At 52.8% G+C, this 24,489-nt stretch carries 43 protein-coding genes and 1 pseudogene; 32 read left to right on the top strand and 12 right to left on the bottom strand.

Annotated features, from left to right (window positions below):
• Positions 1 to 14: 14 nt before the first annotated feature.
• Both QQF33_RS14830 and QQF33_RS14825 read right to left on the bottom strand, forming a co-directional pair.
• Positions 15 to 671 carry a carbon-nitrogen hydrolase family protein gene (locus tag QQF33_RS14830; RefSeq protein WP_285158069.1) on the bottom strand — a complete coding sequence of 219 codons (657 nt, stop codon included), beginning with the start codon at positions 669 to 671 and terminating at the stop codon, positions 15 to 17.
• A gap of 109 nt (positions 672 to 780) precedes the next feature.
• The gene (locus QQF33_RS14825) at positions 781 to 1,011 is read right to left on the bottom strand and encodes a DNA polymerase III subunit theta (protein ID WP_285158068.1); all 231 of its coding nucleotides are present in this window, start codon (positions 1,009 to 1,011) and stop codon (positions 781 to 783) included.
• A 137-nt stretch (positions 1,012 to 1,148) separates the two neighbouring features.
• Between QQF33_RS14825 and yobA the strand changes: the two genes are divergently transcribed.
• From yobA to QQF33_RS14810, 3 genes are read left to right on the top strand one after another with little or no spacing between them, the layout of a single operon-like run.
• Positions 1,149 to 1,523 carry a CopC domain-containing protein YobA gene (gene yobA, locus QQF33_RS14820; RefSeq protein WP_285158067.1) on the top strand — a complete coding sequence of 125 codons (375 nt, stop codon included), beginning with the start codon at positions 1,149 to 1,151 and terminating at the stop codon, positions 1,521 to 1,523.
• A gap of 1 nt (position 1,524) precedes the next feature.
• Entirely contained in the window at positions 1,525 to 2,397 is an 873-nt protein-coding gene (copD, locus tag QQF33_RS14815; RefSeq protein WP_285158066.1) for a copper homeostasis membrane protein CopD, read from the top strand.
• Positions 2,398 to 2,412: 15 nt separating this feature from the next.
• Positions 2,413 to 2,751 carry a YebY family protein gene (locus QQF33_RS14810; RefSeq protein ID WP_282494640.1) on the top strand — a complete coding sequence of 113 codons (339 nt, stop codon included), beginning with the start codon at positions 2,413 to 2,415 and terminating at the stop codon, positions 2,749 to 2,751.
• Between the two features lie 377 nt (positions 2,752 to 3,128).
• Here the strand turns inward: QQF33_RS14810 and QQF33_RS14805 are convergent, their stop codons facing one another.
• The 9 genes from QQF33_RS14805 to QQF33_RS14770 all read right to left on the bottom strand — a co-directional run bounded on the left by QQF33_RS14805 (position 3,129) and on the right by QQF33_RS14770 (position 8,632).
• The gene (locus tag QQF33_RS14805) at positions 3,129 to 4,208 is read right to left on the bottom strand and encodes a tyrosine-type recombinase/integrase (RefSeq protein WP_285158065.1); all 1,080 of its coding nucleotides are present in this window, start codon (positions 4,206 to 4,208) and stop codon (positions 3,129 to 3,131) included.
• Positions 4,186 to 4,413: an excisionase gene (locus QQF33_RS14800; RefSeq protein WP_285149577.1), complete on the bottom strand. Its 228-nt coding sequence runs from the start codon at positions 4,411 to 4,413 to the stop codon at positions 4,186 to 4,188. The genes QQF33_RS14805 and QQF33_RS14800 overlap by 23 nt, the downstream gene beginning before the upstream one ends.
• A gap of 184 nt (positions 4,414 to 4,597) precedes the next feature.
• Positions 4,598 to 4,822, bottom strand: coding sequence for a hypothetical protein (locus QQF33_RS14795; RefSeq protein ID WP_285158064.1), 225 nt, complete (start codon positions 4,820 to 4,822; stop codon positions 4,598 to 4,600).
• Positions 4,822 to 5,301 (bottom strand): hypothetical protein, encoded by a 480-nt coding sequence (locus QQF33_RS14790; protein WP_285158063.1) that lies wholly within the window; start codon positions 5,299 to 5,301, stop codon positions 4,822 to 4,824. The genes QQF33_RS14795 and QQF33_RS14790 overlap by 1 nt, the downstream gene beginning before the upstream one ends.
• Positions 5,298 to 5,843, bottom strand: coding sequence for a hypothetical protein (locus QQF33_RS14785; protein WP_285158062.1), 546 nt, complete (start codon positions 5,841 to 5,843; stop codon positions 5,298 to 5,300). The genes QQF33_RS14790 and QQF33_RS14785 overlap by 4 nt, the downstream gene beginning before the upstream one ends.
• On the bottom strand, positions 5,840 to 7,729 hold the full coding sequence (locus QQF33_RS14780) for an exonuclease family protein (protein WP_285158061.1): 1,890 nt from the start codon (positions 7,727 to 7,729) through the stop codon (positions 5,840 to 5,842). Before QQF33_RS14780 ends, QQF33_RS14785 begins: the two co-directional genes overlap by 4 nt.
• A gap of 328 nt (positions 7,730 to 8,057) precedes the next feature.
• Entirely contained in the window at positions 8,058 to 8,252 is a 195-nt protein-coding gene (locus tag QQF33_RS25785; RefSeq protein ID WP_350318475.1) for a DUF1482 family protein, read from the bottom strand.
• The gene (locus tag QQF33_RS14775; protein WP_285149491.1) at positions 8,200 to 8,391 is read right to left on the bottom strand and encodes a hypothetical protein; all 192 of its coding nucleotides are present in this window, start codon (positions 8,389 to 8,391) and stop codon (positions 8,200 to 8,202) included. The genes QQF33_RS25785 and QQF33_RS14775 overlap by 53 nt, the downstream gene beginning before the upstream one ends.
• Positions 8,384 to 8,632 (bottom strand): hypothetical protein, encoded by a 249-nt coding sequence (locus QQF33_RS14770; protein WP_285158060.1) that lies wholly within the window; start codon positions 8,630 to 8,632, stop codon positions 8,384 to 8,386. Before QQF33_RS14770 ends, QQF33_RS14775 begins: the two co-directional genes overlap by 8 nt.
• Positions 8,633 to 8,701: 69 nt before the next feature.
• On the opposite strand from QQF33_RS14770, the gene QQF33_RS14765 reads away from it, so the two are divergent.
• Positions 8,702 to 9,001, top strand: coding sequence for a hypothetical protein (locus QQF33_RS14765; RefSeq protein ID WP_285158058.1), 300 nt, complete (start codon positions 8,702 to 8,704; stop codon positions 8,999 to 9,001).
• Between the two features lie 350 nt (positions 9,002 to 9,351).
• On the opposite strand, the gene QQF33_RS14760 is transcribed toward QQF33_RS14765, so the two are convergent.
• Positions 9,352 to 9,729 carry a helix-turn-helix domain-containing protein gene (locus tag QQF33_RS14760; protein WP_285158057.1) on the bottom strand — a complete coding sequence of 126 codons (378 nt, stop codon included), beginning with the start codon at positions 9,727 to 9,729 and terminating at the stop codon, positions 9,352 to 9,354.
• Positions 9,730 to 9,840: 111 nt separating this feature from the next.
• Here QQF33_RS14760 and QQF33_RS14755 point away from each other — a divergent pair, with 111 nt between their 5' ends.
• The 28 genes and pseudogenes from QQF33_RS14755 to QQF33_RS14620 all read left to right on the top strand — a co-directional run bounded on the left by QQF33_RS14755 (position 9,841) and on the right by QQF33_RS14620 (position 24,486).
• Positions 9,841 to 10,086 (top strand): helix-turn-helix transcriptional regulator, encoded by a 246-nt coding sequence (locus QQF33_RS14755; protein ID WP_285158056.1) that lies wholly within the window; start codon positions 9,841 to 9,843, stop codon positions 10,084 to 10,086.
• Positions 10,086 to 10,526, top strand: coding sequence for a toxin YdaT family protein (locus tag QQF33_RS14750; protein ID WP_285158055.1), 441 nt, complete (start codon positions 10,086 to 10,088; stop codon positions 10,524 to 10,526). The genes QQF33_RS14755 and QQF33_RS14750 overlap by 1 nt, the downstream gene beginning before the upstream one ends.
• A 16-nt stretch (positions 10,527 to 10,542) precedes the next feature.
• Positions 10,543 to 10,800 carry a DUF4222 domain-containing protein gene (locus QQF33_RS14745; RefSeq protein WP_285158054.1) on the top strand — a complete coding sequence of 86 codons (258 nt, stop codon included), beginning with the start codon at positions 10,543 to 10,545 and terminating at the stop codon, positions 10,798 to 10,800.
• Positions 10,797 to 11,687, top strand: a complete 891-nt coding sequence (locus tag QQF33_RS14740) for a conserved phage C-terminal domain-containing protein (RefSeq protein WP_285158053.1) — start codon at positions 10,797 to 10,799, stop codon at positions 11,685 to 11,687. The genes QQF33_RS14745 and QQF33_RS14740 overlap by 4 nt, the downstream gene beginning before the upstream one ends.
• A gap of 22 nt (positions 11,688 to 11,709) precedes the next feature.
• Positions 11,710 to 12,081, top strand: a complete 372-nt coding sequence (locus QQF33_RS14735; protein WP_285158052.1) for a DUF977 family protein — start codon at positions 11,710 to 11,712, stop codon at positions 12,079 to 12,081.
• Positions 12,082 to 12,253: 172 nt separating this feature from the next.
• The gene (locus QQF33_RS14730) at positions 12,254 to 12,808 is read left to right on the top strand and encodes an ead/Ea22-like family protein (protein WP_285158051.1); all 555 of its coding nucleotides are present in this window, start codon (positions 12,254 to 12,256) and stop codon (positions 12,806 to 12,808) included.
• A 2-nt stretch (positions 12,809 to 12,810) separates the two neighbouring features.
• Positions 12,811 to 13,236 (top strand): HNH endonuclease, encoded by a 426-nt coding sequence (locus QQF33_RS14725; protein ID WP_285149506.1) that lies wholly within the window; start codon positions 12,811 to 12,813, stop codon positions 13,234 to 13,236.
• Between the two features lie 5 nt (positions 13,237 to 13,241).
• Positions 13,242 to 13,715, top strand: coding sequence for an XF1762 family protein (locus QQF33_RS14720; RefSeq protein WP_285158050.1), 474 nt, complete (start codon positions 13,242 to 13,244; stop codon positions 13,713 to 13,715).
• Positions 13,705 to 14,145 carry a hypothetical protein gene (locus QQF33_RS14715; protein WP_285158049.1) on the top strand — a complete coding sequence of 147 codons (441 nt, stop codon included), beginning with the start codon at positions 13,705 to 13,707 and terminating at the stop codon, positions 14,143 to 14,145. The genes QQF33_RS14720 and QQF33_RS14715 overlap by 11 nt, the downstream gene beginning before the upstream one ends.
• Positions 14,142 to 14,435 (top strand): hypothetical protein, encoded by a 294-nt coding sequence (locus tag QQF33_RS14710; protein WP_285158048.1) that lies wholly within the window; start codon positions 14,142 to 14,144, stop codon positions 14,433 to 14,435. The genes QQF33_RS14715 and QQF33_RS14710 overlap by 4 nt, the downstream gene beginning before the upstream one ends.
• Positions 14,425 to 14,778: a hypothetical protein gene (locus QQF33_RS14705; RefSeq protein WP_285158047.1), complete on the top strand. Its 354-nt coding sequence runs from the start codon at positions 14,425 to 14,427 to the stop codon at positions 14,776 to 14,778. The genes QQF33_RS14710 and QQF33_RS14705 overlap by 11 nt, the downstream gene beginning before the upstream one ends.
• Entirely contained in the window at positions 14,775 to 15,335 is a 561-nt protein-coding gene (locus QQF33_RS14700) for a hypothetical protein (RefSeq protein WP_285158046.1), read from the top strand. The genes QQF33_RS14705 and QQF33_RS14700 overlap by 4 nt, the downstream gene beginning before the upstream one ends.
• Positions 15,332 to 15,628, top strand: a complete 297-nt coding sequence (locus QQF33_RS14695) for a hypothetical protein (protein ID WP_285158045.1) — start codon at positions 15,332 to 15,334, stop codon at positions 15,626 to 15,628. Before QQF33_RS14700 ends, QQF33_RS14695 begins: the two co-directional genes overlap by 4 nt.
• Positions 15,625 to 16,278, top strand: coding sequence for a hypothetical protein (locus QQF33_RS14690; protein ID WP_285158044.1), 654 nt, complete (start codon positions 15,625 to 15,627; stop codon positions 16,276 to 16,278). Before QQF33_RS14695 ends, QQF33_RS14690 begins: the two co-directional genes overlap by 4 nt.
• Positions 16,278 to 16,559: pseudogene (locus QQF33_RS14685) on the top strand (DUF4406 domain-containing protein); the annotation flags it as partial. The gene QQF33_RS14690 and the pseudogene QQF33_RS14685, both read left to right, overlap by 1 nt.
• Positions 16,560 to 16,648: 89 nt before the next feature.
• Positions 16,649 to 16,915 (top strand): hypothetical protein, encoded by a 267-nt coding sequence (locus tag QQF33_RS14680; protein ID WP_285158043.1) that lies wholly within the window; start codon positions 16,649 to 16,651, stop codon positions 16,913 to 16,915.
• Between the two features lie 800 nt (positions 16,916 to 17,715).
• Entirely contained in the window at positions 17,716 to 17,901 is a 186-nt protein-coding gene (locus tag QQF33_RS14675) for a hypothetical protein (RefSeq protein ID WP_285158042.1), read from the top strand.
• A gap of 135 nt (positions 17,902 to 18,036) precedes the next feature.
• Positions 18,037 to 18,339, top strand: coding sequence for a Ref family recombination enhancement nuclease (locus QQF33_RS14670; RefSeq protein WP_285158041.1), 303 nt, complete (start codon positions 18,037 to 18,039; stop codon positions 18,337 to 18,339).
• Positions 18,336 to 19,049, top strand: a complete 714-nt coding sequence (locus QQF33_RS14665) for a DNA-methyltransferase (RefSeq protein WP_285158040.1) — start codon at positions 18,336 to 18,338, stop codon at positions 19,047 to 19,049. The genes QQF33_RS14670 and QQF33_RS14665 overlap by 4 nt, the downstream gene beginning before the upstream one ends.
• Positions 19,046 to 19,186 (top strand): YlcG family protein, encoded by a 141-nt coding sequence (locus QQF33_RS14660; protein WP_285158039.1) that lies wholly within the window; start codon positions 19,046 to 19,048, stop codon positions 19,184 to 19,186. The genes QQF33_RS14665 and QQF33_RS14660 overlap by 4 nt, the downstream gene beginning before the upstream one ends.
• On the top strand, positions 19,183 to 19,935 hold the full coding sequence (locus tag QQF33_RS14655; RefSeq protein ID WP_285158038.1) for an antitermination protein Q: 753 nt from the start codon (positions 19,183 to 19,185) through the stop codon (positions 19,933 to 19,935). The genes QQF33_RS14660 and QQF33_RS14655 overlap by 4 nt, the downstream gene beginning before the upstream one ends.
• 106 nt (positions 19,936 to 20,041) lie before the next feature.
• Positions 20,042 to 20,212, top strand: a complete 171-nt coding sequence (locus QQF33_RS14650; protein ID WP_285158037.1) for a hypothetical protein — start codon at positions 20,042 to 20,044, stop codon at positions 20,210 to 20,212.
• 216 nt (positions 20,213 to 20,428) lie between these two features.
• The gene (locus QQF33_RS14645; RefSeq protein ID WP_285149519.1) at positions 20,429 to 20,776 is read left to right on the top strand and encodes a hypothetical protein; all 348 of its coding nucleotides are present in this window, start codon (positions 20,429 to 20,431) and stop codon (positions 20,774 to 20,776) included.
• Entirely contained in the window at positions 20,769 to 21,131 is a 363-nt protein-coding gene (locus tag QQF33_RS14640) for a D-Ala-D-Ala carboxypeptidase family metallohydrolase (RefSeq protein WP_285158036.1), read from the top strand. The genes QQF33_RS14645 and QQF33_RS14640 overlap by 8 nt, the downstream gene beginning before the upstream one ends.
• Before the next feature lie 60 nt (positions 21,132 to 21,191).
• Positions 21,192 to 21,608: a crAss001_48 related protein gene (locus QQF33_RS14635; RefSeq protein ID WP_285158035.1), complete on the top strand. Its 417-nt coding sequence runs from the start codon at positions 21,192 to 21,194 to the stop codon at positions 21,606 to 21,608.
• A gap of 65 nt (positions 21,609 to 21,673) precedes the next feature.
• A complete protein-coding gene (locus tag QQF33_RS14630; protein WP_285149523.1) occupies positions 21,674 to 21,808 on the top strand; it encodes a hypothetical protein in 135 nt (44 codons plus the stop codon).
• Between the two features lie 58 nt (positions 21,809 to 21,866).
• Positions 21,867 to 22,976: a terminase small subunit gene (locus tag QQF33_RS14625; RefSeq protein WP_285158034.1), complete on the top strand. Its 1,110-nt coding sequence runs from the start codon at positions 21,867 to 21,869 to the stop codon at positions 22,974 to 22,976.
• Between the two features lie 4 nt (positions 22,977 to 22,980).
• Positions 22,981 to 24,486: a TerL protein gene (locus QQF33_RS14620; RefSeq protein WP_285158033.1), complete on the top strand. Its 1,506-nt coding sequence runs from the start codon at positions 22,981 to 22,983 to the stop codon at positions 24,484 to 24,486.
• Positions 24,487 to 24,489 lie beyond the last annotated feature (3 nt).

Here is a 24,489-nt window from a genome sequence, read left to right as displayed (position 1 = left end):
TGGCCTTAAAAACGTTAGCGTAATGGAATGATATCACCTTGCCAACCCTGCTTACCCCATGTTCCGGTTAATAACAGCTCGCCGCTGTCGGCGCGAACAATCAATTGCCCGCTGGCATCCCACAGGGCGCTGTGGCCGAGCGAGTTCGCCATCAGCACCGCAATGGCGTATTTATGGGAAAAACGCTGCAGACGACTGATGGCGTCGCGCCAGCTGCTCTCACCGACGGCCTTGCTGCAGGTGAATAGCGCGGCGAGAGGATCGAGACTCGGCAGTTCCGTTTGCCCCTCCACGATAGTGAGCTGGGGTTTGCCGGGTATCAGACATGCGCCGCTGCCCTGCGGGTAGCGCATGGCCTGAGTGTGATTCGGGGAAAAGAGGGCCAGCCCTTTCTGCCGCACGCCGTGCGTCTCCAGGGGCATTCCGGCGATCACCGTGATGGAAAGGGTGTGGGCGGCGTCAACAATCGGAGCCAGTGTCTGTTCGTCAGGCGGCTCAGGCAACGTCACGCCATCGACGGCAGGACCGGTCAGCGAAAGTTCAGGGAAAACGAGCAGATTGCACTGCTGTCGGGCAGCAGCATCGATAAAACGAAGGTGATGCTGAACGTGAGCATCGATGCAGTTATGCCGGGGAGCATACTGCGCGGCGGCAATATTCCATTGGGACATCGTGACTTCCTTATACACTCGTCTCAGGGATTCGATAATTCCCATGAATACTTCAGGGTTTTCTTATCCTGCCACAAACCCTGTAAGGAAGTGTAACGAAATGCCGCGTTTACTTAACTTTAGGTTCGTACGGAAGACGCGACAGCGTGACGGACTTCAGGCGATGCGCAATTAAACGCTCGCGAAACCAATCGCGCAGATGAGGGGGCTGTTCGCGCTCAACGACTTCGGCGATCACCGGCATGTTATAGCGCTCTTTGAACGCCACGCCTGCGGCCGCGAGATCAACATTCACTTTGACCATTTCATCCTGAGGGATGGTCGCCAGATTAATCTTCATTGCCTTCTCCTGATTATGCGGCGCTGACCTTACCGCGGTTGTCCTGCGTTGACAAGCCTGCGCAGGATCATCCTCGACTCAGATATTATACAGAGTTATCCTCTGTCATATAGACATAACAAAAAGGAATGATTGATATGGTATTCACCCCATCCCGCGCGGCCTGCGCACTGACCTTTCTGCTTTCTATGGCGACGGCTCCGGCTGTGCTGGCTCATGCCCATCTTAAACATCAGTACCCGGCTGCCGACGCCGCCGTCAGTGCTGCGCCGCAGGCGCTGACGCTCAATTTCTCGGAAGGTATCGAACCGAAATTCAGCGGCGTATCCGTCACCGGTGATAAGCAGCAGATCGTTAAAATCGGTGCGGTGAAACGCGCGGAGAATGACAACACCCAGCTCATCGTTCCTCTCGAACAACCCCTGACGCCGGGGACATATGCCGTTGACTGGCATGTGGTCTCCGTCGACGGTCACAAAACCAAAGGCAGCTATCACTTTAGCGTGAAATAAGATGCTGGCGTTCAGTTACGTCGCCCTGCGCTTCGTCCATTTTGCGGCGCTGATGCTGATTTTTGGCAATGCGTTTTACAGCGCGTGGCTGGCACCGTTCTCCCTGCAACGGCTGATGACCCGCCGTTTTCAGCGGCAGCAAAAAATCGCGGCGCTGGTCAGTCTGCTGACGGCGCTGCTGATGCTGGCGGTGCAGGGCGGGCAGATGGGTGACGGCTGGCGTGACGTGGTTCAGCCGGAGATCTGGCAGGCGGTCGCCAGCACGCGGTTTGGCGGCGTGTGGCTGTGGCAAATCGTCCTGGCGCTCCTCACCGCCTGTGCGGCCTGGATCGCACCCGCGAAAAGCGCGCGCCTGTTGCTGTTGCTCGCCATCGGCCAGTTTATTTTACTCGCGGGTGTCGGTCATGCGGCGATGCGCGACGGCGTTCCGGGCGTTCTGCAGCGGGTTAATCACGCGGTTCATTTGCTCAGCGCAGCGACCTGGGTCGGCGCGTTGCTCCCGCTGGTGTTTTGCATGCGGCTGGCAAAAGGGCGCTGGCGCGTTCCGGCTATCTATACCATGATGCGTTTTTCGCGTATCGGGCACTATGCGGTGGCGGGCGTGATCCTGACCGGTGTGGTCAATATGCTGCTGATCCTCGGCCTGAACTGGCCGTGGCGCACGGAATATGGGCAGTTGCTGTTGTTGAAATGTGCGCTGGTGGCGATGATGGTGGTCATTGCGCTGCTGAATCGGTATCTTCTGGTTCCACGATTTCGTCCTGAATCGGGGCGCGAACAACAATTCTTTATCTGGATGACACAGGCTGAGGTGGTTCTGGGGGCGCTGGTCCTGGCAATCGTCAGTCTGTTCGCGACCTGGGAGCCTTTCTGACAAGGTTTAAAACGTATGAAAAAAACAGTTCTTTCTCTCGTCTTGCTGGCGTGCGCCGGTTCCGCGTTTGCGGCACCACAGGTGATCACCGTGAGTCGTTTCGAAGTGGGTAAAGACAAATGGGCCTTTAACCGCGAAGAAGTGATGCTGACCTGCCGTCCGGGCCATGCGCTGTATGCCATAAACCCAAGCACGCTGGTGCAATATCCGCTCAACGATGTTGCCGAACAGCAGGTTGCCAGCGGCAAAAGCAACGGCCAGCCGATCGGCATTATCCAGATTGACGACCCGGCAAACCCGAGCCAGAAGATGAGCCTCGCTCCGTTTATCGAGCGCGCCGACAAGCTCTGCTAATTTCAGGTTTCCAATAAAAAAACCGCAGGCTTCTGACAGGAAGCAGTGCGGTTTTTTTGTATTGGGATGCTCAATCGCGAAATTTTCTGACCACTTTTGCTGCGGACTGGAAAACCTGGCGTCGTCATCTATTCTTAAAGTGTCAGGCGACTTGAGCCTGCATTAATGCCAACTTTTAGCGCACGGCTCTCTCCCAAGAGCCATTTCCCTGGACCGAATACAGGAATCGTATTCGGTCTCTTTTTATCTAGCTTTAATTTCAGTCACTTACGGCACTTCGTCCGAAAATGTCCTAAAATTGTCCGAACTTCAATATTCGGTATTTCCCGTTATACCACACCATTTTTAACATTCACAATTCATTTACACGCAAAAAATTAAATCATCACGAACTCTTTTTTTCTGCTGTCCAGGTACTTGGCGGTCATTTTTTCTGACTTGTGCCCGAACAGCTTCTGCGCAAATTCCTTTCCAAACTCCACCTCATACATCCTCCCGGCCAGGCTTCGGATTTCATGAAACGATGGCGGGTTGTCGGTAAATTCCAGCCCTGAAAAATTTCTCGCCTTCACAAAACCCTTTGTCAGACTATCCAGATTTATGCTGCCGTCCTCGCTGTTTTTGCGGATCCCCGGGCTTATCAAAAAATCACACCGGCTAACCAGGCGGCAGCGGTCGATCACCGTCGACAGGCGCAGGCCGGATGCTTTTAATGTCAGCGAGAGGGGGATAGCCAGGCAGGCGCCGGTCTTTTGCTGCTCGATGTACAGCCGGTCATCTTTGATATCGGTGAAGCGCATCCGGGCGACGTCCTCGCGGCGCTGGCCGGTGACGAGTGCCAGATCCATTGCCAGGCCAAACCATGATGGCATGCGTTCGGCACCGGCGCGCACCGCCATGAATGATTCGTACTCCAGGCGTTCGCGCAGCACTTCGATTTTCGGCGCGCGGGTCGGCGTCACCGGGTTTGCATCAACGCGCCCCTCAACGACCGCCTCGCGGAAAACATCAGACAGCACCGATCGCATGGTGCCCGCCATTGTCGTTTTGCCGCACGCCGTCCAGCGCTCCAGGAACTCGGCTACATCGCGGGTGGTGATGCTGGACAGCACCAGCGCGCCGAAGTGTTCGCCGATCGTCGCCAGCTGCCCGGCGCGCACTTTGTAGGTATTGGCCGCCAGCTTGCGGCGCTGCAGGATGACCTCATAACGATCGAGCCAGTTAGCCATGGTGTATTCGTTGGTGCCCTTCAACTGCTCAAGCAGTGCGATAGGGGTGAAGTTTTTTTCAATGTAGTGGTTTGCTTCGATGGCCTGGGCAACCGCATCCCTGCGGGATATTTTACCCAGTGATATTTCTTTTCCGTCGACAGGGTTGCGCCAGGCGTAGGACTTGCGCGCCTTCCGGTAGGTCAGATTTTTTGGCAGATTTGCATCATACTTGTCCGGCCTCCCCATCGATAATCCTCTCTATTAATCGCCCCTTTAGTGGGTGCCTGCTCTGGTTAGTATTTACGGTTTTGCAGTATTTGTTGGGGCGGATGTAGATCGCGTCCGGTCGCACCTGGTACTTTGTGCCTTCTTTTTCCGGTGGCGGGTAAATGTTCCCGTTGCGCGCCCATTTTCTGAGTGTTCCAATCGGCGGCGGATCTTCGTAACGCATCTCCGCCCAGCGCTCGAGTGATACAAGTTTCAATTTCACCTCGATAGCCAGCCGTTACGATACGCGCAACGGCTGGCGCAGGTTGATTATCAAAAATCAGTAGTCACAATTAGCCAAGCGACAAAAATCAGAATGGCAACCACTGCGACTATCAGCAGAACCGCGTCTAAAATTTCAGATGTGCTCATTTCACCTTTACTCCGCGCCCGGTGCCTGCCGCATCTATCACAACATGAAGCCACCAGTAGCCGTTGACCTGTTCAACCTTCCCGCGCTTTTCCAGCTCCAGCAGCGCGGCGATCGCTTCTTCGTTTTTCATTCCCGTGCGCCAGGCGATATCTCTCGCGTATGCCCGGCCACGCATCTGCAGGGTTTGAATAACCAGTAGCATGCTCAGTCGTTTTTCCATTACGCGCCCGCCAGGATGATTTTTCGCTCCAGTAAATGCACTCTTTCCTGCAGCATTTGAACTTCATCAAACAGTGCACATGCGTGCCTGCCTTGCTCTTTTGCGTGCTGCTGGGCATCCTGGTACGCCTCAAGCATGACGCTGAACAGATTACCGTCTTCGATCAGCTGCTTCAGTTCAGGTTTCCACGCGCAGCAGTCGTCGTTCGGATCCTGCATGTTGAAAACGTAGGTATCGAACGCGCCCATGAAGCGGCCAAAGCCGCCTTTGTCGTCTACCAGAACTTGCCAGGCGCGCAACAGGAAGAGCTTTTGCTCACGGCTTAAATCGGTTGCTGACAATTCGTCTGAAATTTCATTCAGATCGCTATACCAGCGATTTTCTACGCGCTGCGCGGCGTGAAACAGCTTCCAGAAATACGCGGTTTCTTCCGCGTCGGGGCGACTCTGTTTAATTTGCAGGGTGATTGATTTGCTCATAGCGCAGCCTCCTCGACATACCCCAGCGCAGCGCACGGATGTGCACCGCGGGAAATTTCCGGATAGTCACCGAATTGTTTGATTGAAGGATCGAGGTTCAACCCACCGCAGCGAACATAAAGATGCCCGGCGCCGCCGATGGTGCAGGATACTTTTTCGCATTCGTGACCGGCCATGCGCAGCAGGTAGCCCAAAATCCCTGAGGATTTACCGCAAAGCCATGCGCCTTCGTAATTCGCGTAATTGAGCATGACGAACTGGCAAAGCAATTCCGGGGACGGCACCTGCCCGCGCTCGCCAGCGGTCAACGGTTGCGGGGCGGCATAGAGGGGGCCAACATAATCGTCGTTACCCACGCGCCATCTGACATCGTGCTTTCTTGGAGTCTGCCAGTGACTCCACTCCACCGCATCAGCCACTGGCTCCTGGTTCAGACCAGCCAGCAGCGCGCTCGCCATTTCGATGCGTTCCTCCCACGACACGACGCAGATAGTGTTTTTGTTCGCCAGCTGCTCAAGGCGCTCTTTCGTTGGTGTGCTCATTGCGCAGCCTCCTCGGTGATGATCGCCTGGGCCATCAGGCAAGCCATCTCCGGTATTTCATCGCTGGTTGTGCAGTATGCGGGGTTAGCGCATAACCCCTGCAGGGCTGCGATCGTTAGTTGCTGCTGATAGGTGAGGGTGGTCGGCGCTGGCGCTGATAATTGCTCTGGTTCCGCGTCATTACTGGTCCGGATGGTGGTCACCGGCGCGCTGCTTTTTGGTGGCGCTGGCTTGCGGTATTCCACAACGTCATCGAGCGCAACTTTCTGGCGAACGTCAGCGCTATCTGACCATGATTCGAGAATGGTTGTAGCTGCGCTGTGAATTTCGTCGGCGCTGAGGTCTGGCGACAGACAAAACTCCGTAGTGGCAATATCAACTAGGAGAAGGGGGATCAGTTGTGAAATGCTATGGCCGGAGTTGGAGACAAGTCCGTCGATGTCATCCTGTCCAATAACGTTTGTGCGCGCCGACAGCAACTCGTTAAGTTCGGTAACGATCTCGAATTCACGCTCGCTAAGCGCTGGTGGCACTTCCTGTTTTTCGACTTCATTTGAGGGCTGCTGGCCCATCAGCGCATCGACAGAGAATACACCGCCGCCGAGGTTCTCAATTTTTGGCTGCTCGCTGCCATCAACCCATTTAGGATCGCTCGGGTCGCTGATGCCGGGAACGAATTCACCGCGTTCGGCTGCCAGCTGCTTACTGGTTTGTTCGTCTGTTGCCGCTTGCTCCCGTATTGCGCGATCAATATCCGCATTGAATTCTTTATCGCTAAGTGGCTTGTTTGCCGGTGCATCAGCTTCGCCTGGCGGAAGCGGTCGCGTTTCTTCATCGGTGGTTTCCTGATGGGGTACGGGTAGAGAGGAGCGACCGCAGGCAATGTCTACGAGCAGCGGATCCGGATTAATACAGTCATTAGATGCTATGAAGGCGTCGATATACTTACGAAGCTCTCCCGGGTAGATGTGAAGATGGTCATCACACGTTTTAACCATGGAAATAATCGCAGCGGGATGGAGATCGTAAACGCCGGGCGTGCGAGAAAGCGGCAGGAACCAGCTCGATATTTCGGTGTCGTTTTTATTGCACAGCATACTGTTAGCGCGCTGTTCTATTCCGATCGGTGTGCTGTTGATATCGAAATCCATTGAGCGAGCTATGCGCCCGCGAGCAATGTTGTAGCGCAGGCGGGTTTGTTCGTCCGGTCCTGCATCTTCATTATTGCTACCGGTGGCGGATTCGAGATCATTAATCCAACCGGTCACCCCTACTTGAATTTCAGGCGATTGAGCCCCCGTATCAAATGTCTGACGTATCCACGCCTGCAGATCCTCCAGTTGCTCAGCGGTGAGGTCTAATACGCGGAGCTCTTCGTTAAACGCCAGTGCGGTTTGATACTGAATACTGCCGTTATCATTCTCTATGAGATCAATAATCTTATCGTGCTGCGCGGAGGTGATTTCTTCGACCACGCCGAAGCGCACTAGGCAGGCGGTACGGGAGCGCAGATCGAGGAGGCTTACAAGCTTCATTGTGGGTGCGCCATCATCCTGATCGCTTCCATTGTCTCCCGGTTCCACCGTAAGCGGCATGGGCTCACCGGTTTTAGCATTCCACACAGCAACTGTTTCAAAAAAAACAGGCGACAAGGCATCAAAGCCAGGGCAGGGCAATTCCTCGCGGTGCTCCCAGATTTTCACCTTAAAATAATTATTCATGTGCTCAGGGAGAAACTTGGCAAACTCACCAGTAAGAATCACTTCGGCCACGCCTTTGTTTATCGCCCTTACCGCCATGGCAAGTGGTTTTAAATCAGGGAATTCTTTAAGCGCTTTATCTTTTGGGAGGTAAGCGCCGGGGAATACTTTTAATTCTACAGACATAATAACCTCAGTATGATTTCCGTGAATAATTGCGAATGTTGCTTTGAACCTGCTTTATTTGGGAAAGGGTTTGATGCGCTCTGACATACTTCAGATAGCAATCCGAATCCTTACAGAAATAAAGCGTTTCAAATCTGCGATAACGTTTGACCTGCCGTGCGTTCAGGTCGTCAGCGTCCCTGTGCTTTGAGCAGTGCGCACAAAAGTTGCTTTCCATATTTATCCTGGTAAAAAGCCCGCCCGAAGTGGGGCGGGAAGGGCTTATAGCAACGGCTTTGGATGAAATGATCCCTGCCGGTTAGGGCATTAATAAATTCAGGTTTAAAAATTAATTACTGACAGTGCTTAATTCACCTGCGTGAATTATTTTTTCAACCGGATAGCAATTAGCGTTGAAATAACGCTCCTCATAAATAACCTGTTCGCATTGAGCTCGGGTGTCGTAAACCTCTTTTACAACATCAGTGCAATCAGTGCTGTTGCTTGAACAGATAGTTAACACGAGCGCGAATAATGGGATCATTAAATGCCACCTCAGCAATAATTTTGGCTTTTTCGTTTCTTACCTGATTCAGCATTTCCTGATCTTCAAGAAATTCTGCGTTAACCTGCTTTACCAGAACCGCGTTGAGGCGATTGCGAACGCTCTGCATATCATTCATGAGCGATCACCCTGCGCAGTTCGTCCCCGGTAGCCTGCAGATCCGCTTCCTGCTCTGAATAACGCTGCTGGAGCTGAGCAATACGGCAATCACGGCAGTTCATTCCAACAACCGGAGAATGAGGGCACTCCGCATGGATTCGACCAGTAATCGAAATTGAGGTTTTGAAGCCCGACGCTTCCAGCGCCGCGACAATGGCGCTCACTTCTGAATCGTCGTTGGCAATGATTTGTACTGACATTTTTCCTCTCCATTAAACCCGCTTTAGCTTTAAATGCGCCTGTCTTTTTTCCACTTCAGGCTCGGTGGTATGCTGCAGTTCTCACACAAACAGCAAGGATATTTTATGACTTTTCAGGACTGCCCTATTTGCGGCACCCGCGTGGAATGCACGCCATTCACAACCAAAAACATGGATCAGATTTTAATTTTCAAGTGCCCACTTGAGGGGCATTATTCCGTCACATTCGAACTGGATGAGCGCCTAAGAAACAGGGTAACCAATCACGAGAGGGCCTTATTCCAGAATCGAGTAATGGAGCGAACCGGCAAGCTGAAGGATGAAAACGCCGAACAAGTTGCAGTTGTTCACTTTTCATCACTTGCTTAACCTCAAGGGATAAGTCGATCTCCAGCGCAAGAATACCCTTCCAAAAATCCCCAACCTGAACAATCGGCCTGCCATCTGGCAGGCGACCAACAATTTCCGGAACTCTCATTCTTCCAACCCCTTTGGTTATGCCCTTATCGCCAGGCTAGCGGAACATTTCACAGACCTTTAGCGCCCTGCATTGGGTTGGTTTTTAAACCCGATGCGTGTTGCTGATGTGATGTAGTAAACACCTTGCGTGATTTTATGTCAACACATCATGTGTTTTGTTTGTGAGGTTTTTTTTGCTGGGTTGAAAAAAGTGCAAAAAAATCCCGCCGAAGCGGGATGGTTGGTGGGGATGGGGCTGATTAAACGTCTTTACTCTTATCTCTACGTTGGATGTATTTTTCTATCCATGCGTCAGTATCTTTCAAGTGCTTGGAGAACGCCCTTATCATATTGTCTTGATCTCGCTCCTCCATCTGATCAAACAAGTCCAGCAATTGAGCCTGTTTCTCACTAAGCCTTCGCAGACCTTGAGCCTCACCACCAAAAACCAACTCCACAGGTGGAATACCCAACTCTTTAGCCATCGCTACGGCATCATCAAGGCCAATCGTCCTAGCGCCTGACTCGTAGTTTCCAATGCGAGACTGAGCCCACCCGCAGCGATCTGCGAGAACCTTTTGGGATATGCCTTTTTTCTCTCTGGCGGCCTTCAGGCGACCAGCAATCTGCTCATTCATGTTCATTAAGTTGTTTTATCACGCTGCGTGTTGAAATAAACACTGCAAATCGTGTTGCATAATCAACACAACGCGTGTTTAATGGTTGTGGTAAATGACTTTGAGGTAACCATGAACAACATCTCCAAAGAACGAACCGCGTTGAAGCTAACCCAGGAAACGCTCGCTGCAGATCTTGGTTGGCGTCAATCCCGCCTTTCGAATTATGAAGTCGGTGTCCGCAAGCCCGGATTGGTCGACTGCCGCCGAATCGTCGAAGCGCTCAATCGCGCTGGTGCCAGCTGCACGCTCGATTCTGTATTCCCACCATCAACTGGCAAGCACAGTACCGCATCAGCTCAAAAGGACAGTGATTAATGGAAATCAAACACGAGCAGATTGAGACGCTGGCATTGTCCCTGGCTGCAATGGTGGGGCAGGCGGCAGCGGCGACCATGATCACCGAGGAGTATCACAAACTCGGTGGCGGTAACTTGCCGCTGGTGGTCGGCAACATCTGGAACAACCAGCAGAACATTTTCCATCGCTGGCTGGAGGGCAGAACGCCGCACCAGCGCCTCAAGATTCGCGAACTGGCACCAGCTATTCAGGCAGCGCATGCGGCTGAACTGGCGCAGCAGAACAAGGTTCAGATTGATGTGGCCATCGCCAACCGGGAGTGCATCGAAGCCACCAGCGCGAAGCTGATGGGCAAGTCGCTGGCCGTAATCCAGCAGGAAACACTTGAAGCGATCGACGCGCTGGCGCAGCTGGCTGGCGTGACGGTCCACATCGCGCACGAACGGCGCGCAGCGTAACGATCCGGAGGCGACTATGCGCACTTCCCAGGAACACAGAGACGCTCTGATGGAGCGCTTTAAAAACGCAGCGAAAAACGCATCGGTTAACGCACCGGTGGAGCGTGGTGCTGAGTTATTTCCAGGGAAGCGGTACCGCGATGGATACGGGCGCATGGTGACGATCCTGCGGGTTTATCCGCTCGCCGTTGAATACTCCCGTGAGGGATATCGCGGAACCTGCACAATGGAACCCAAAAAATTTAAGTCGAAGTTCACAGAGGTGAAGTCGTGAGCCTGCTTTATGCGAAACACCCAATAGTTATCAATCCGGAGCTAGCCTCCGCGATTGGTTTGAATGAAGCCATCTTGCTTCAACAGTTGCACTACTGGCTCTCAGAAACCAGCTCAGGAGTGGAGAGGGAAGGGCGTCGTTGGATCTACAACACGCATCGCGAATGGAAAGAAAAATGCTTCGACTTTTTCTCTGAATCGACCATTAAACGCACTTTCGCTTCGCTAGTGAGCCAGGGACTGATTGACGTGAGACGGCTGTCAGATGACAACCGCGATCGTACTAATTTTTACACGATTAACTACGGAAATAAGGTGCTTTCCGGTCAGGTCAATTTGACCTCATGCAACAGGTCAGAACGAACTAATGCAAAAGGTCAGACTGACCCCGTGCAAGAGGTCAGGTTGGACCCGTGCACGGGGTCAGATCGGTCTCTTCTTCATACAGAGACTACTACAGATATAACTACAGATATTAAAAGATCTTGTCCGGTTCGTTCCGAACCTGACGAAATTTCGACCACTCCAGCCGAAATGGTTCTGGGGCATTTCAACCGCGTGACCAAATCCAGTTACCGGGATAGCAAAACTACGATGGGCTACATCCGGGGGAGATTGTCTGAGCCTGAGTATTCGGCAGACGATCTGATCCTGGTAACTGACTACGCCACGGCGAAATGGCTTAACGACCCAAAAATGTGTGACTACCTGCGCCCGAAAACCCTGTTTGGGCCGGAGAACTTCTCCGAGTACCACCAGAAGGCGCTCAAGTGGAATGAGGCCGGTCGGCCTGAATGCATCAACGGAACGTGGCTGAAGCCCGGACGTCGCGACATAAACAAGATTTCAGAACCAGACAACACGATCCCCCCTGGGTTTCGCGGTTAAAAATTTACGAGAGGGAATTTACATGGCAAACAAAACCAAGCCGGACTGGATTCAAAAATTTATCGATCTCACCCACGAACGCGGGCGCCTGACGCTCGCCGAGGCTGCTGAGATATCCGGATTCACCTACCGTACCGCCCGGCATTACTTCACCAGTGCTGTACGCCTGGGCAACCTGTACCGCACACCGAAATCAGGTGCATTTCCGAGCGAAGAGGTATACCGCGCATGGAACGCAAAGCGCCGGAAACAGTGGGAGCGTCTGCGCGACGAGGAAGAGAATCTGCCAGCGGGCGCAAAGCCCTACAACCCAGCCCGGAACGGCGTCTGCACTGAATGCCGCCGCAGCCCCGCGATGGTGCGCGTGCTGAATTTTTACGGGGTGGCCCTGTGACTGATTTACCAAAATGCCCAATTTGCGGCAATACCGTTGAGTATTTCTCCAGGGAGACCTGGTGTGCTGGAAATGCACAGATCCGCTGTGTTGGGCACCACCAAATTGGAAAGAGTTTTTCACCGGGATCTAAAAAAGCGACGAGAGAATTATTGATTAAGGAGTGGGAAGAATGGGCAAGGCAACAGGAGGAAACACAGTGAGCACAAACAAGCAGGCGCTGCGTGAAGCAGCTGAGAAGGCCACTCCGGGGCCGTGGAGGGCATTCAGATACGACAGCGGTGTTTGCGGTGTTAGTGGTGGTGAGTCGTTTGAAATACTGGTGTGCGAACGCATAAGCAGCAATCGGCCTGAAGATGCGAAATTCATCGCCTCAGCCAACCCTGCCACTGTGCTGGCGCTGCTGGATGAACTGGCAGCGGCAAACGTAGAAACTGAAAAATCTAATCTTTTGGTGGATGACCTTAGGCGCGAGAGAAATTTTCTGCAGGATTTGGCTGGAAAGAGACAAATTGAACTGGAAGCCGCAGAGAAGCGGATCGCTGAGCTGGAGTCGCGAACCGTGGTCATTCCTGATGATCTCGATTTCGACTGTGAATTTGAGAATGGTGAGTACGGCATTGCGGATGAACCGTGGCTGCGTGGCCGAGTTGATGGGTTCAACACTGGCATGAAGGAAATCACCAAGGCTATCCGCGCAGCTGGCATCACAGTGAAAGGAGAATAGGCATGGCGCTGACCAAAAAACAGCGTGCAGAACTGCGCATGAAGTTCGACGGTCGCTGTGCTTATTGCGGGTGCGAATTGCAGGAAAAGGGCTGGCACGCTGATCACGTTGAGCCCATCTACCGTGGTCGAGATTTTAACCGAACCATTACGGATGACGGCAGGCTGGAGTTTCAAAGCCGTGTAGCCGAGCGCGCCGCCCTGGATGTCTCAGAAAATCTCAACCCGGCATGTAAGCAGTGCAATTTATTCAAAGGCGGCCACACGCTGGAAGGGTTCAGAGAGCAAATTGCTCACCAGGCAGAGCGCGCCCGCGCATACAGCGTAAATTTTCGCACAGCAGAGCGTTTCGGCCTGATTGAAGTTATCGAAAAGCCAGTGATTTTCTGGTTTGAACAATACAACGGAGAGGCCCCGCAAGGGGCTTAAACAAAATGATTATTTCACCAATTTCATTGCGAATAGCTCAGGAGTTTGTGCGGCTTCACCATCGACACAATAAGCCTCCGCGTGGACATAAGTTCAGCATTGGCTTGAAAAATAGCTCAGGCGAGATCGTAGGCGTAGCGACTGCCGGTCGCCCGATAGCTCGTCACTTTGATGACGGCCTCACTCTGGAGATTAACCGCACTTGCACCACAGGTGAGCGCAATGCAAATAGCGCGCTCTACGGTGCTGTATGGCGTGCTGCAAAAGCGATGGGATACCGCCGTTGCATCACTTACACGCAGGCTGATGAATCCGGAGCATCGCTACGCGCAGCTGGTTTTGTGCGGGTTAAGGACATTCCGCCTCGTGCTGGGTGGGCGGCATCTAGTGTGGCATTAAAAGATAAGCGTGACCCTCTCGGAAATGGCGGTGTTGCTCGTGTTTTATGGGAAATAAGGAGTCATCAAAATGACAAATAACAAACTAACAGACGACCACGGCCTGAGCGCTCATCTCGAGGCGCTGGAGGCAATGACAGCACCGGGCGACACGGAGAATCAGCAGCTGATTTGTTTGCTGTTGGAGCTGAAGCGCCGCCGCACTAATCAGGCCGCTCTTGAGGCAGAGCTTGAGAATTACCGGAACGCGCAACAGCATCCTGCTGCAACACTCTATAACGGAAGCGGGAGAGTAAGCGTGATGATGGTAAGCGATTTACCAGCCGGTGAGGTGGATGTTTACACTACCCCGCAGCCAGTTCCAGTAGCGCACGATAATTTCATGATGCCCCCGCGTATCGAAAACATTGAATTGCGCTCACCGCTTGAGGTGGAGGATATGTGGCGAGCCAGGGTGCGTCATATGTTCCGTGCTTCCGGATTAAAACTGCATGAGGATGAATCCAAATGATAGACAATAAGCCGACAGACGAATTTTTGGAGAAGCTGATAGCTGATCGGGTTTATCCGATGGATAACGGTGGTTACGTTAAAGTTGGCGATGATTTGGTGGCGCTAGCTCGAGAGCTTCAGGAATACCGGAACGCTGCAGATCCCAAAAATCATTTTCTTGCCGGTTACGACGTCGGCCATTCACGCGGCCTGACTTGCGGTCAACTCTATAAAGGTGATGACCAGGTTCGATCTCATCGCGTGGCAGCAGCTGCAACATACATGGAGCAATTAGAGAATGACCAATAGCAAACTAACAAATCTTGGCTTGCGCCGGTTTGCACTTATGCGCCAGCAGTTCATTGACGCGATGTTTATAGAGCACGGTTTCATCACCCGAAAAATTTTAATGGCAGCACTCGGTATCGAATCGGCTATGGCCTCGCGTGATATGGCGATTTACTCCGCTTTGAATGACAACGTACTCCTGAATCACTCAAAAAAACGGTGGGAAGTAACTGAAGGATTCTCGCCAGTTGAGGGGCTACTAAGTATTAACGCCGCCGATTATTTAACTGCTGCGGGTGTAGTTTTTGGTTTCGAGCTGGGTGACATCCCCAGGACAAAAGTAGAATTTGGGGTGATTAAATGATCAATAACAAACTAACAGACGGTGAGCGCATATCAAATGCGACGCTCATTCGCTTGATTCTGTGGGCTGATGAACACAAAAGCCATTACGTCGCCGCAGCGCTGCGCGAGCTTCAGGAATACCGGAACGCGCAGCAGGTAGTGCCCAGCAAGCCGACAGAAAGTGATATTCCATCGTGGTTGAACGGAGAGAAAAGGCTTCACTGGCTCAGCGGGGCTGAGTGGATGCATAACACTTTCTGTGCCGCCCCGCAGCCACTAACGGGCGCGTCACAGGCCGCTCTCGATGTTCTGGCTGAGCGCCAGCGCCAAGTAACAGCGGAAGGCTGGACGACAGAGCATGATGACGAACATGTCAGTGGTGAACTGGCCCAGGCTGCTTCAACTTATGCCGCGCATTCGAACGCGCCAAATAACCCAATGCTGGTATCCATCTTGTGGCCGTTTGAATTCGAGACTTTTAAACCATGTGAGCCACGTCGAGCACTCGTCAAAGCTGGAGCGTTAATTCTGGCTGAAATTGAACGCTTAGACCGTCTGGAGGTTAAGCCGTTATGACTGCCAAGCTGACTGACTTACTGGACAAACAGGCTGATGTTTTAACTGCGCTGACCAAAGGGCACGCCGGGCAGATTGAGGGGATCCTCGCCGCGCACCGGTTCAAAATAGTTCAGCTGGTGCTGCATGAAAGCCCTGAGCCATTTGTACGTGAGATATTTGATCGGCTGCGCGATGACTTGCGCAGTACAGCGCATGAGCAATCCGGTCTTGCTGATGGAGAGGATGCTCGCTGTTTGCTGCGCATTCTTGACCGTATGCAAATTGCAGCGCTGGAGGGCAAGCCGCTATGACCAAACCAACAGACGAGCGCTTACGTGACATGCTCTGCGACCTGACTGACCTTGTCGGTGAATTTGATCCGCTCGACGATAACGACAAACATAATTACGAGATGTTTGACGAGATGCGTAGCGCCGTGCGTGAGCTTCAGGAATACCGGAACGCCCCCGTGTCGCTTTTGCGCTGTTTTTACGTTGCCTATGACGGCTGGCTGAAAAATGGCGCTAATGACGGCGGTATTTTCACTTTTGAGGCGGGGTTGTGCGCGAACGCTTACGACTATTTCCAAAATATTGGCGTCGATTCGACGGGCCCGCTAAATGAAATGCATGCTGCGTTTGTTGCTGCCGGGCTGAATGAAAAGCTGCCGTTCAATGAAAGCCCAGAACAATACGCCGAAGAGCAAAACAGGGGCGGCTGTCACGCAAACCCATCCCGCGTCGAGTGGGTGCGTAGCCAGGTGGCCGCAGCACCACAGCAGAAGGCTAATTACCCGCAGCAGGCCGCCGCGCCGTGCCGCCGTAACGAAATGGGGTTTATTGAACCTTGCCAGTGTCAGCAATGCAGGGCAGCGCTGGAATTGGCGCGAGGCATGGAGAACGATCCGATCGCTGGCGCAATGTCACTGGTGCCAGCAGATCGAAAGCAGGACCTGATCTGATGTCCCGTATTTACATAGCCGGTCCTATGACCGGCATACCGGAATATAACCGGCCAGCATTTTTCGACGCTGCCGCGCAGCTGGTGGATCGTGGACACACTGTCATGAATCCGGCCACGCTGCCGAACGGCCTGACCCAACCTCAGTACATGGATATTTGCTGTGCCATGCTGCGCTGCGCTGATGCTGTTTTCCTGCTGGAAGGCTGGGAACAATCAGCCGGTGCCAGGGCAGAACGCGCGTTGGCAGAAAAGCTGGAGCTGGGTGTGATTTATCAGGATGACTGGCAGATGGTGGCTGCGATGATTCAGGCTAAAAAGAAAAAAGACGAATCAGCTATTTGTAACCAACAAATCTCAGGTTTGTAGTTATGCGGATTATCACCAGAAAGAAACCGGCTTTCACTGACCTGTACCAGACCGGCGTCCTCACGCGTATTGCGGCGGTAAAAACAGAGGACGGCGGCTGGCGCCTGTTTGGTGTATGGCGGGATCAGGATGTCGCCGTGTTCGTGGAGGCGGCGCGCGGCGGCATCCGGGAATGGTCAGGGCTGGATTACCTGGCGGAGTTCGTTGCCAGTTGCGGTATCAGTCTGTGGGAGGTTCACAGTAAGACGGAGCGGAAGAATGTGAAGTGACTTGCGATAAAAGCAAAAACCCCAGGCTGGTGGCCTGGGGTTTTTGTTGTTGGGGAACAGCGGATAACCTGGATTTCCGCAGCCGCCCTTGACGTGACAAAATAATAGTAAACTATTCCCCGCAGAACTCAAATGAAAATGTTAGCCAGAAGGCCACAACTTAAGTAGAATCCACCCGTCATGTCATTGCTGTGTATAGGGTTTACGCCGACAGATTTTCCCCGCTGAAACGGGTGGTGCCGTCAGAGCTTAAGCCTGGAGCGCAGCTGCCCTTGATGTGACAATCAACCCGCCAGATTCGGGGAAATGTAAAAGCTGATCTGACAGGCTGCAATCCTCTGCAGAGGAAAACGGATGATGTTAAGCCGACACCTGGTTAAACAGGTAATACGGGTCATCATTGCTGTTTTACAGCTGATCCTGCTGTTCCTGTAATAGCAGGAAACGTAAATAAGGCGCGCCCAGCTTACCGGCTGGCGCGCCTTTAACATTTCCATTCCATCAATCCCATCCTAAATTTAATTTACATAATATTTACATTTCCCGCCCTCCCACTACGACCCATAGACCATCAACCCCGAACAATCAAGAATCAGGCGTTAATCGCATCAGCAGCTATTGACAATCAATCCCACCTTCAAACTGTGGTTAATCGATCGGTAAAACAGATCGATAACTTCAATTCGATCTACGGAGCCTATTAGACACATCCAGAAACAGCATCTTAAATGAAACTTCAGCGCTGAAAGGTAAAACGGAAAACCCCCGGCAGGGGAGGATCAATCCTTTGGGATTTCATAATGAAAATTGAAGACTTGATTGATTTTTTGGTTTCGCATGGAGTTGGAGAGTATCAGGTGAGCGTGCTGCCGGATAATCGATGCATCGCACGCCCGCTTACCGAACGTCAGATTATTGTTGAGCCTGAAATGATTATGGAAATGATCGCCAAGAGGGATGCAAAGAACGGCCAACTTGATTTATAATAATCAAATCAGCCTGAACAACTGATACAGCCTTTAGCGCCATCACCGGAGTAATGTGATGACGCCTACAACCGCAATACCCAATTCACACCGCGCTAATCAGGGCGGTGTTTCTGTTCGTGCTGGCGGTGCCGCATGAGCAAGTCAAAGACCAAAGCCGAAATACTCCACCTCTCCCGCGTCGCTGCGCTGGGCTGCATTGTCTGTCGCAATCTGAACCTGGGCGAAACACCCGCGGAAATTCACCACTGCAGTAAAGGCACGGGCCTGTCCGTTCGCGCCGATAACTTCCACGTAATCCCTCTTTGCCATATTCATCACCGCGCTGGCGGCCACGGCGTTGCCATTCATGCTGGCCGTAAAACATGGGAGGCGCACTACGGCACAGAAGGCGAACTGCTGGAACAGGTGCGCGCAGAAATAGGGCTGCCGTCATGATAACTCTCATCAACGAATGCTGCCTTACAGCAATGAACAGAATCCCCGCGGGCTCTATTGACCTGGTTTGCGCTGATATCCCCTACGGAACCACGCAATGCAAGTGGGACAGCGTTATTGATCTGGGTGAAATGTGGGAATGCCTTTACCGCGTTGCAAAACCCAGTGCGGCGTTTGTGCTTTTTTCAGCGCAGCCGTTTACCAGCGTTTTGATTGGCAGCAATTTGAAGCACTGGCGCAGTGAGTGGATCTGGGAGAAGAGCTCCGCCACGGGTTTTCTGAATGCGAAAAAACAGCCAATGCGTGCCCATGAAAATATCCAGGTTTTTTATCGCCAACAAGCAACGTATAACCCACAAAAAACACTGGGTAAGAAACATGTTAAAGCAAGGCGCCAGGGGCAAAAATCTACATGTTACGGTAAAGCTGAAAAAATCACCGAATACAGCAGTAGCGAGCGTTATCCGCGCACGGTTCAATTTTTTCCCAAAGACACACCACGTATCCACCCAACCCAAAAACCCGTTGCGCTAATCAAATACCTGATCGACACCTACAGCAACCCAGGCGAAATAATTCTGGATTTCACTATGGGCAGCGGTACCGCCGGGGTGGCCTGCTATCAGTCTGGCCGCCGCTTCGTTGGTATTGAAAAAGACCCGGATATTTTCACCATTGCGCGCCAGAGACTCAGCGAGGTGATCGCATGACCCATCTGAGCATCATTTTCGAACTTCGCCGCAAATGGGGTGCACTGCGCCGTTTCCGCCTGGCGGGCTCTTTGCTGGTGGATTACCGCATACTCCAGAACTACGCCGCCCGTTTACTGAAGGAAGAAAAGAAATGAAACTGGAAGCCATCGTTAAATATTTCTCCCCAAAATCTATGACGCCCGGTGCAGTTCCCTGCGGTATGACGGCTGACACCCTGACTATCACTGATGTAATGGCTTCGCTTGGCATGGCCGCCGCCCAATCAGCGATCGGCATTGAGCTCTATCTGGCAAAGGCGGGCGTTCTGCCGCCGGATAGCATCACGAACTACATCGAGCAACTGGCGACTGAGCGCAGCAAGAAAAACCGTGCACTGCAAAAGATGGGAACGCAAAGCCGCCGTGCATTCCTGCGCACCCTGGCGGAATACGTGTTCCGTGATTACTCGCTCAGCGCCGCCAGCACAGCGAAATGCGATTGCTGCAGCGGTACTGGATTTATAGACGCTGAGGTGTTCACGATGAAGGCCTGGCGCGTGCGTGATACCTGGCTCCCGCAGGAGCAAGACAGGGAGCAGATCCGCGTTATCTGTAAACCATGCAACGGGAAGGGCGCTATTAAGAATGAATGCCGCTGCCGTGGCCGCGGTGAAGTACTCGACAAAGAGAAAACAGATCTGCAGGGTGTGCCGGTGTATTCGCAGTGCAAACGCTGCGCCGGGCGCGGATACCCACGACTGAAGGAGGCGGAGATATACGCCGCACTGGGAATCCCCAAATCAACCTGGAGCCGAACCTATAAATTATTCTTCGACCGACTGGTGGAGCATTGCCATATGGAAGAATCCAGCGCTGAGCGATCTCTGTGTAAAGTGACCCATTAATAACCTCTTACATTGTGCGCCATTGAAAAAGCGGCCAGAATTGGCTACGCTGTTTCTAACGATGGGAAATTACGCCCGTTACGTTACAAGCATCGCAGGAAGCACAATGGAAAAGATTGAGAGCCCCAAAGAATTCGCGGAGTGGCTGCGAGACATCGCACAGCACATTGAAGAGAATAGCCCTCTGATTAAGTTGGTCAGAACGGAAAATAAAAACTCTGACAATGGCGACGCTATCAAGCTCATAGAGCTGACTTTCAACACCCCACGACGCTGACAATCGCACATCATCAAACCTCGCTCCGGCGGGGTTTTTTCGTTTCTGCTTTCCGAAAATCCCACTGTTACCTCATTCCTTACCGGATTGTCGTTAAATCAGGCAGCGGGATTTTCAGAAAGATAACTGCCATCAGTACTCCTTCCCCGGTCACTTCCGGGGTTTTTTATTCCCGATGCCCGCCACTGCGCGGGCATTTTTTATGGACCAAACAAAATGCCACACAAATCTGGCGCATTCCTGGAGTGGCTGCGGCTGTTATTTTCCACCCCGCATGAGGCTTTAGATATCGCGCTTACTCTGGTTCTGGGTGAGCTGGGCCGCTGGTGTCTGGGTGGCGGAAAGTTCCGTGAACGCCTGGGCGACCTGATCATTTGCCTGATGCTGTTTTACCTGGTCAGACCGTGGATACCAGTTATTCCGCCAGTGTTTGGTGTAAAGGTGTTGCCTGGCGCTGTGGCAATCGCCATCGCGCTGCTGGGTAGTCACGGCGTCGGCCAGATCCTTGCTTTCTACTTTAAAAAACGAACAGGTATTAGCCTGACAGGAGAAAAGAATGGGTAACGTATCCCCGCACTTTAACCGCAGTGAATTTGCATGTAAGTGCGGCTGTGGCTTTACCGCGGTTGACGTCGAACTGTTGAGCGTTCTTGAAGACGTGCGCGGCCACTTTAACGCGCCCGTCACGCTCGATTGCGCCTGCCGCTGCCCGACCCATAACAAAGCGGTAGGCGGCGTAACCAACTCGCAGCACGTTCAGGGCATCGCCGCTGATATCAAAGTAACCGGCCAGAGCCCTGACGCCGTGGCGGATTACTTTGAACGCAAATACCCGGACAGCTACGGGATCGGACGTTACGACACGTTCACGCATATCGACGTTCGCCCCGACCCGGCACAATGGGATGACCGCACCTAACCACAACAGCTAACGGCCTCGCAAACGCGGGGCTTTTTCTTACCTGTATAGGATCGAACAATGAAGCAATACACCGGAACAAAAACAATCAACGCAAAACCGATGAACCGTCAAGAATATAACGCCCTGCGCGGCTGGACTGTTCCTGCTGATGAAAATCCAGAGGACGCAGGCTATCTGGTTGAATACACCGACGGCGGCAAGCCAAACCACCCTGATTTCAGCGGCTATATCAGCTGGAGTCCGGCGGATGTTTTTGAGCGCACATATCATCCAGTTTTCCCGCCGCATCAGGCGCGCGTTATCGAAGAACTGGATCAGCTGCGTGATCGCCTCTCAAAGCTGACAGCCTTCATTGAGGGTAATCCGGTATTTACTGAACTGGACGCAAATGAGAAAAGCCGCCTGATCCTCCAGGCTGAAGCAATGACTGATTACGCCAACGTTCTCGCAAGTCGCATTGCTAATTTCAAGTAGTCACTACAGAGCGTCATTCTGATGGCGCTCGATAATGATTACTCAACCAACCCGGAGCGATCGCCATGCCACTGAAAAAAGGCTCTTCCCAGAAAACCGTAAGCGAAAACATTAAAACTGAAATTGCCGCAGGCAAACCCCAGGCGCAGGCGGTCGCCATCGCACTGGACAAGGCCGGGAAGTCTCAGAAGAAAAAGTGATCATCACACAGCCCGCTAATCAGTGGGCTTTTTAATGATTATGTGAGAGGGAGGCATTATGGCCCGGCAGAACTGGGAAGAGTTACACGCCCGGTTTCTCGCAGAGTATGCCGAAACAGGGATTTCACCCAAAGCATGGTGCGAACGCGAAGGGCTGGCCTTTTCCAGCGCCAAACGCTACATAAAAATAGCTGGTTATAAAACTGCGAATTCGCAGAAAAAACAGAGTGCGAATTCGCAAAAAAAAGCCCCGAAAAAAACTGCGAATTCGCAGATTAAAAACCCGCAAAAAGTGCCCGCAGCCGCACTGGCTGGCACTGCTGCGAAAACCTCCCCGGCGTTACCCGAACGCGCCGCCGTAGCCCCCGCGGATTACGGAATCTCTGAGCAGCAGGCGCTATTTGCCGATCATGTTGTGCAGGGAAAATCCCGCGTTGATGCGTACCGCCTGGCGGGCTACAGCGGCGAGGGGAATGTAGCTTACGCAGGTGCATCACAGGTATTAAGAAATATTAAGGTTTCCCGCTACCTTCACGCCCTGCGAAACGAGCGCCAAAAACGCTACGCCGTCGAGCTGGATGATCTGATTACGCAGCTCACTGCGATCGTTAATGCCGATCCTAATGCGTTGAGTCAGTACCGGCGCGTAAATTGCCGTTATTGCTGGGGCGATAACCACAAATACCAATGGCGTGATATCGAGGAGCAACTACAGGCAGAGAAGCGCGCGGAGATAGACAAGAATCCGCCACCGGATGTTTCTGGGGGTGTTGGTTTTGTCGATAACTCCGATCCCAACCCTGACTGCCCGCGCTGTCTGGGAGAGGGCAGGGGTGAAGCATATTTTCCGGATACTCGCGATATAGAGGGAGACGAGCGCCACCTGTTCCAGGGTGTGAAAGTCACGATGAACGGTGTGCAAATCGCCATTGCTGACAAAGACGCCGCACGGCGCGAACTGGCACGCTTGCTGGTAGTTCGCGGGGCAGACTCAAGGCAGACGGAGCTCAATATAGAGCGCCTGGAATTGCAGAATCAAAAGTTAGCGGCAGAGATTGCCGACATACGCCGCAACACACCCCCAGATGAACCACCAAACCCGGATGGGGTGACGGGCGATCTTCCGCCGGAGGACGCCGCAGCGCAGTACCGCAAGTTAATGGGCTGACATTATGCCAACACCCTTTGAATTTAATTTCAGAAGTCCCGATTATTCCGCCGTGTTTGCCTGGCGCGCGCAGAAACTAAAGGCCATCAGAGAGAGCCCCGAAAGCCTGCTGGCGCTTAAAGTTTTTTATCGTGATAACCCCGTGCAGTTTATTAATGACTGGGGAATGACGTTCGATCCCCGTAATGCAGAGTTAGGGCTGCCCACTACGATCCCGTTTATTCTGTTCCCTAAGCAGGAAGAATGGATCGACTGGCTATATGCGCGCTGGAAAGGGCGAGAGGACGGGCTTACAGAGAAATCCCGTGATATGGGACTTTCCTGGCTGTGCGTGGCGGTGGCCGTGCATATGTTTCTGTTTTATCCCGGCACGGTCATTGGCTTTGGTTCACGTAAAGAGGAATACGTGGACAGCAGCAGCGATCCAAAGTCACTTTTCTGGAAAGCCCGCCAGTTTATTAACCTGTTGCCGCGTGAGTTTCGCCCGCATGGATGGAACGAGAAAAAGCACGCGCCCTTCATGAAGATTCAGAACCCGGCAAACGGTTCAATGCTGGTGGGGGAGGCGGGTGATAACATCGGGCGTGGTGCGCGTACCTCGATATATTTTAAAGACGAATCGGCATTCTATGAGCGGCCTAATCTCATTGAGGCGGCGCTCTCGCAAACGTCAAACTGTCGTATTGATATTTCAACGCCAAACGGCAGCGGCAATCCTTTCTATCAGCGCAGGCATTCCGGTAAAACATCGATATTTACGTTTCGCTGGCAGGATGATCCGCGCAAAGACGAGGCCTGGTATCAGGACCAGTGCAAGAAGCTTGATCCCATCATCGTTGCGCAGGAAATCGACATTGACTATGACGCATCAGTCAATGATGCCTGGATACCGGGGCCAGCCGTTGATGCCGCTCAACGCAACACCATCGCGGACGTTGAGGCGATCGGCCCGTTACTGCTGACCGTTGACCCTGCGCGCTTTGGCGATGACAAAACGGCGATTATGTTGCGCCGTGGCCGCGTCGTGTACTGGTTCAAAGAGTTTGAGCACAAAAACACGATGGTTGTGGCCGGGCTTGTACGTGACGAGGTTATGGGTTCGCCTGTGCAAATTGAACAGATCGCAGTAGATGTAATCGGCCTGGGTGCGGGTATTGTCGATCGCCTTCAGGAATTCCCGGAGACTGCCGGAATCACGGTGGCGGTTAACTCTTCTCTGCGAGTGCAGGATGGGCGCAATTACAACGTGCGCGCCCAGATGGCCAGGAGTATGAAAGAGTGGCTCGAAGATTCACCGGCTGTTCTGCCGCTTTATCCGAATCTTAAGGCGGAGCTGACAACCTTTAAATACACCTACCGTAACGGCCTCCTGCTGATCGAGTCGAAAGAGGACGCAAAGGCGCGCGGTGTGAAATCTCCTAACCTTTACGACGCGCTGGCGCTCTCCTTTGCAATGCCAGTGATTAAAAAGCGCGCCCATAAGCCTGCGCCTTCGATGAAAACCTACTGAGTA

This window comes from Lelliottia wanjuensis, assembly GCF_030238365.1.
In the GTDB taxonomy this organism is placed as follows: Bacteria; Pseudomonadota; Gammaproteobacteria; order Enterobacterales; family Enterobacteriaceae; genus Enterobacter; species Enterobacter wanjuensis.
Note: the sequence above shows the minus strand (reverse complement) of the source record. Positions and strands in the feature narration are given on the sequence as shown.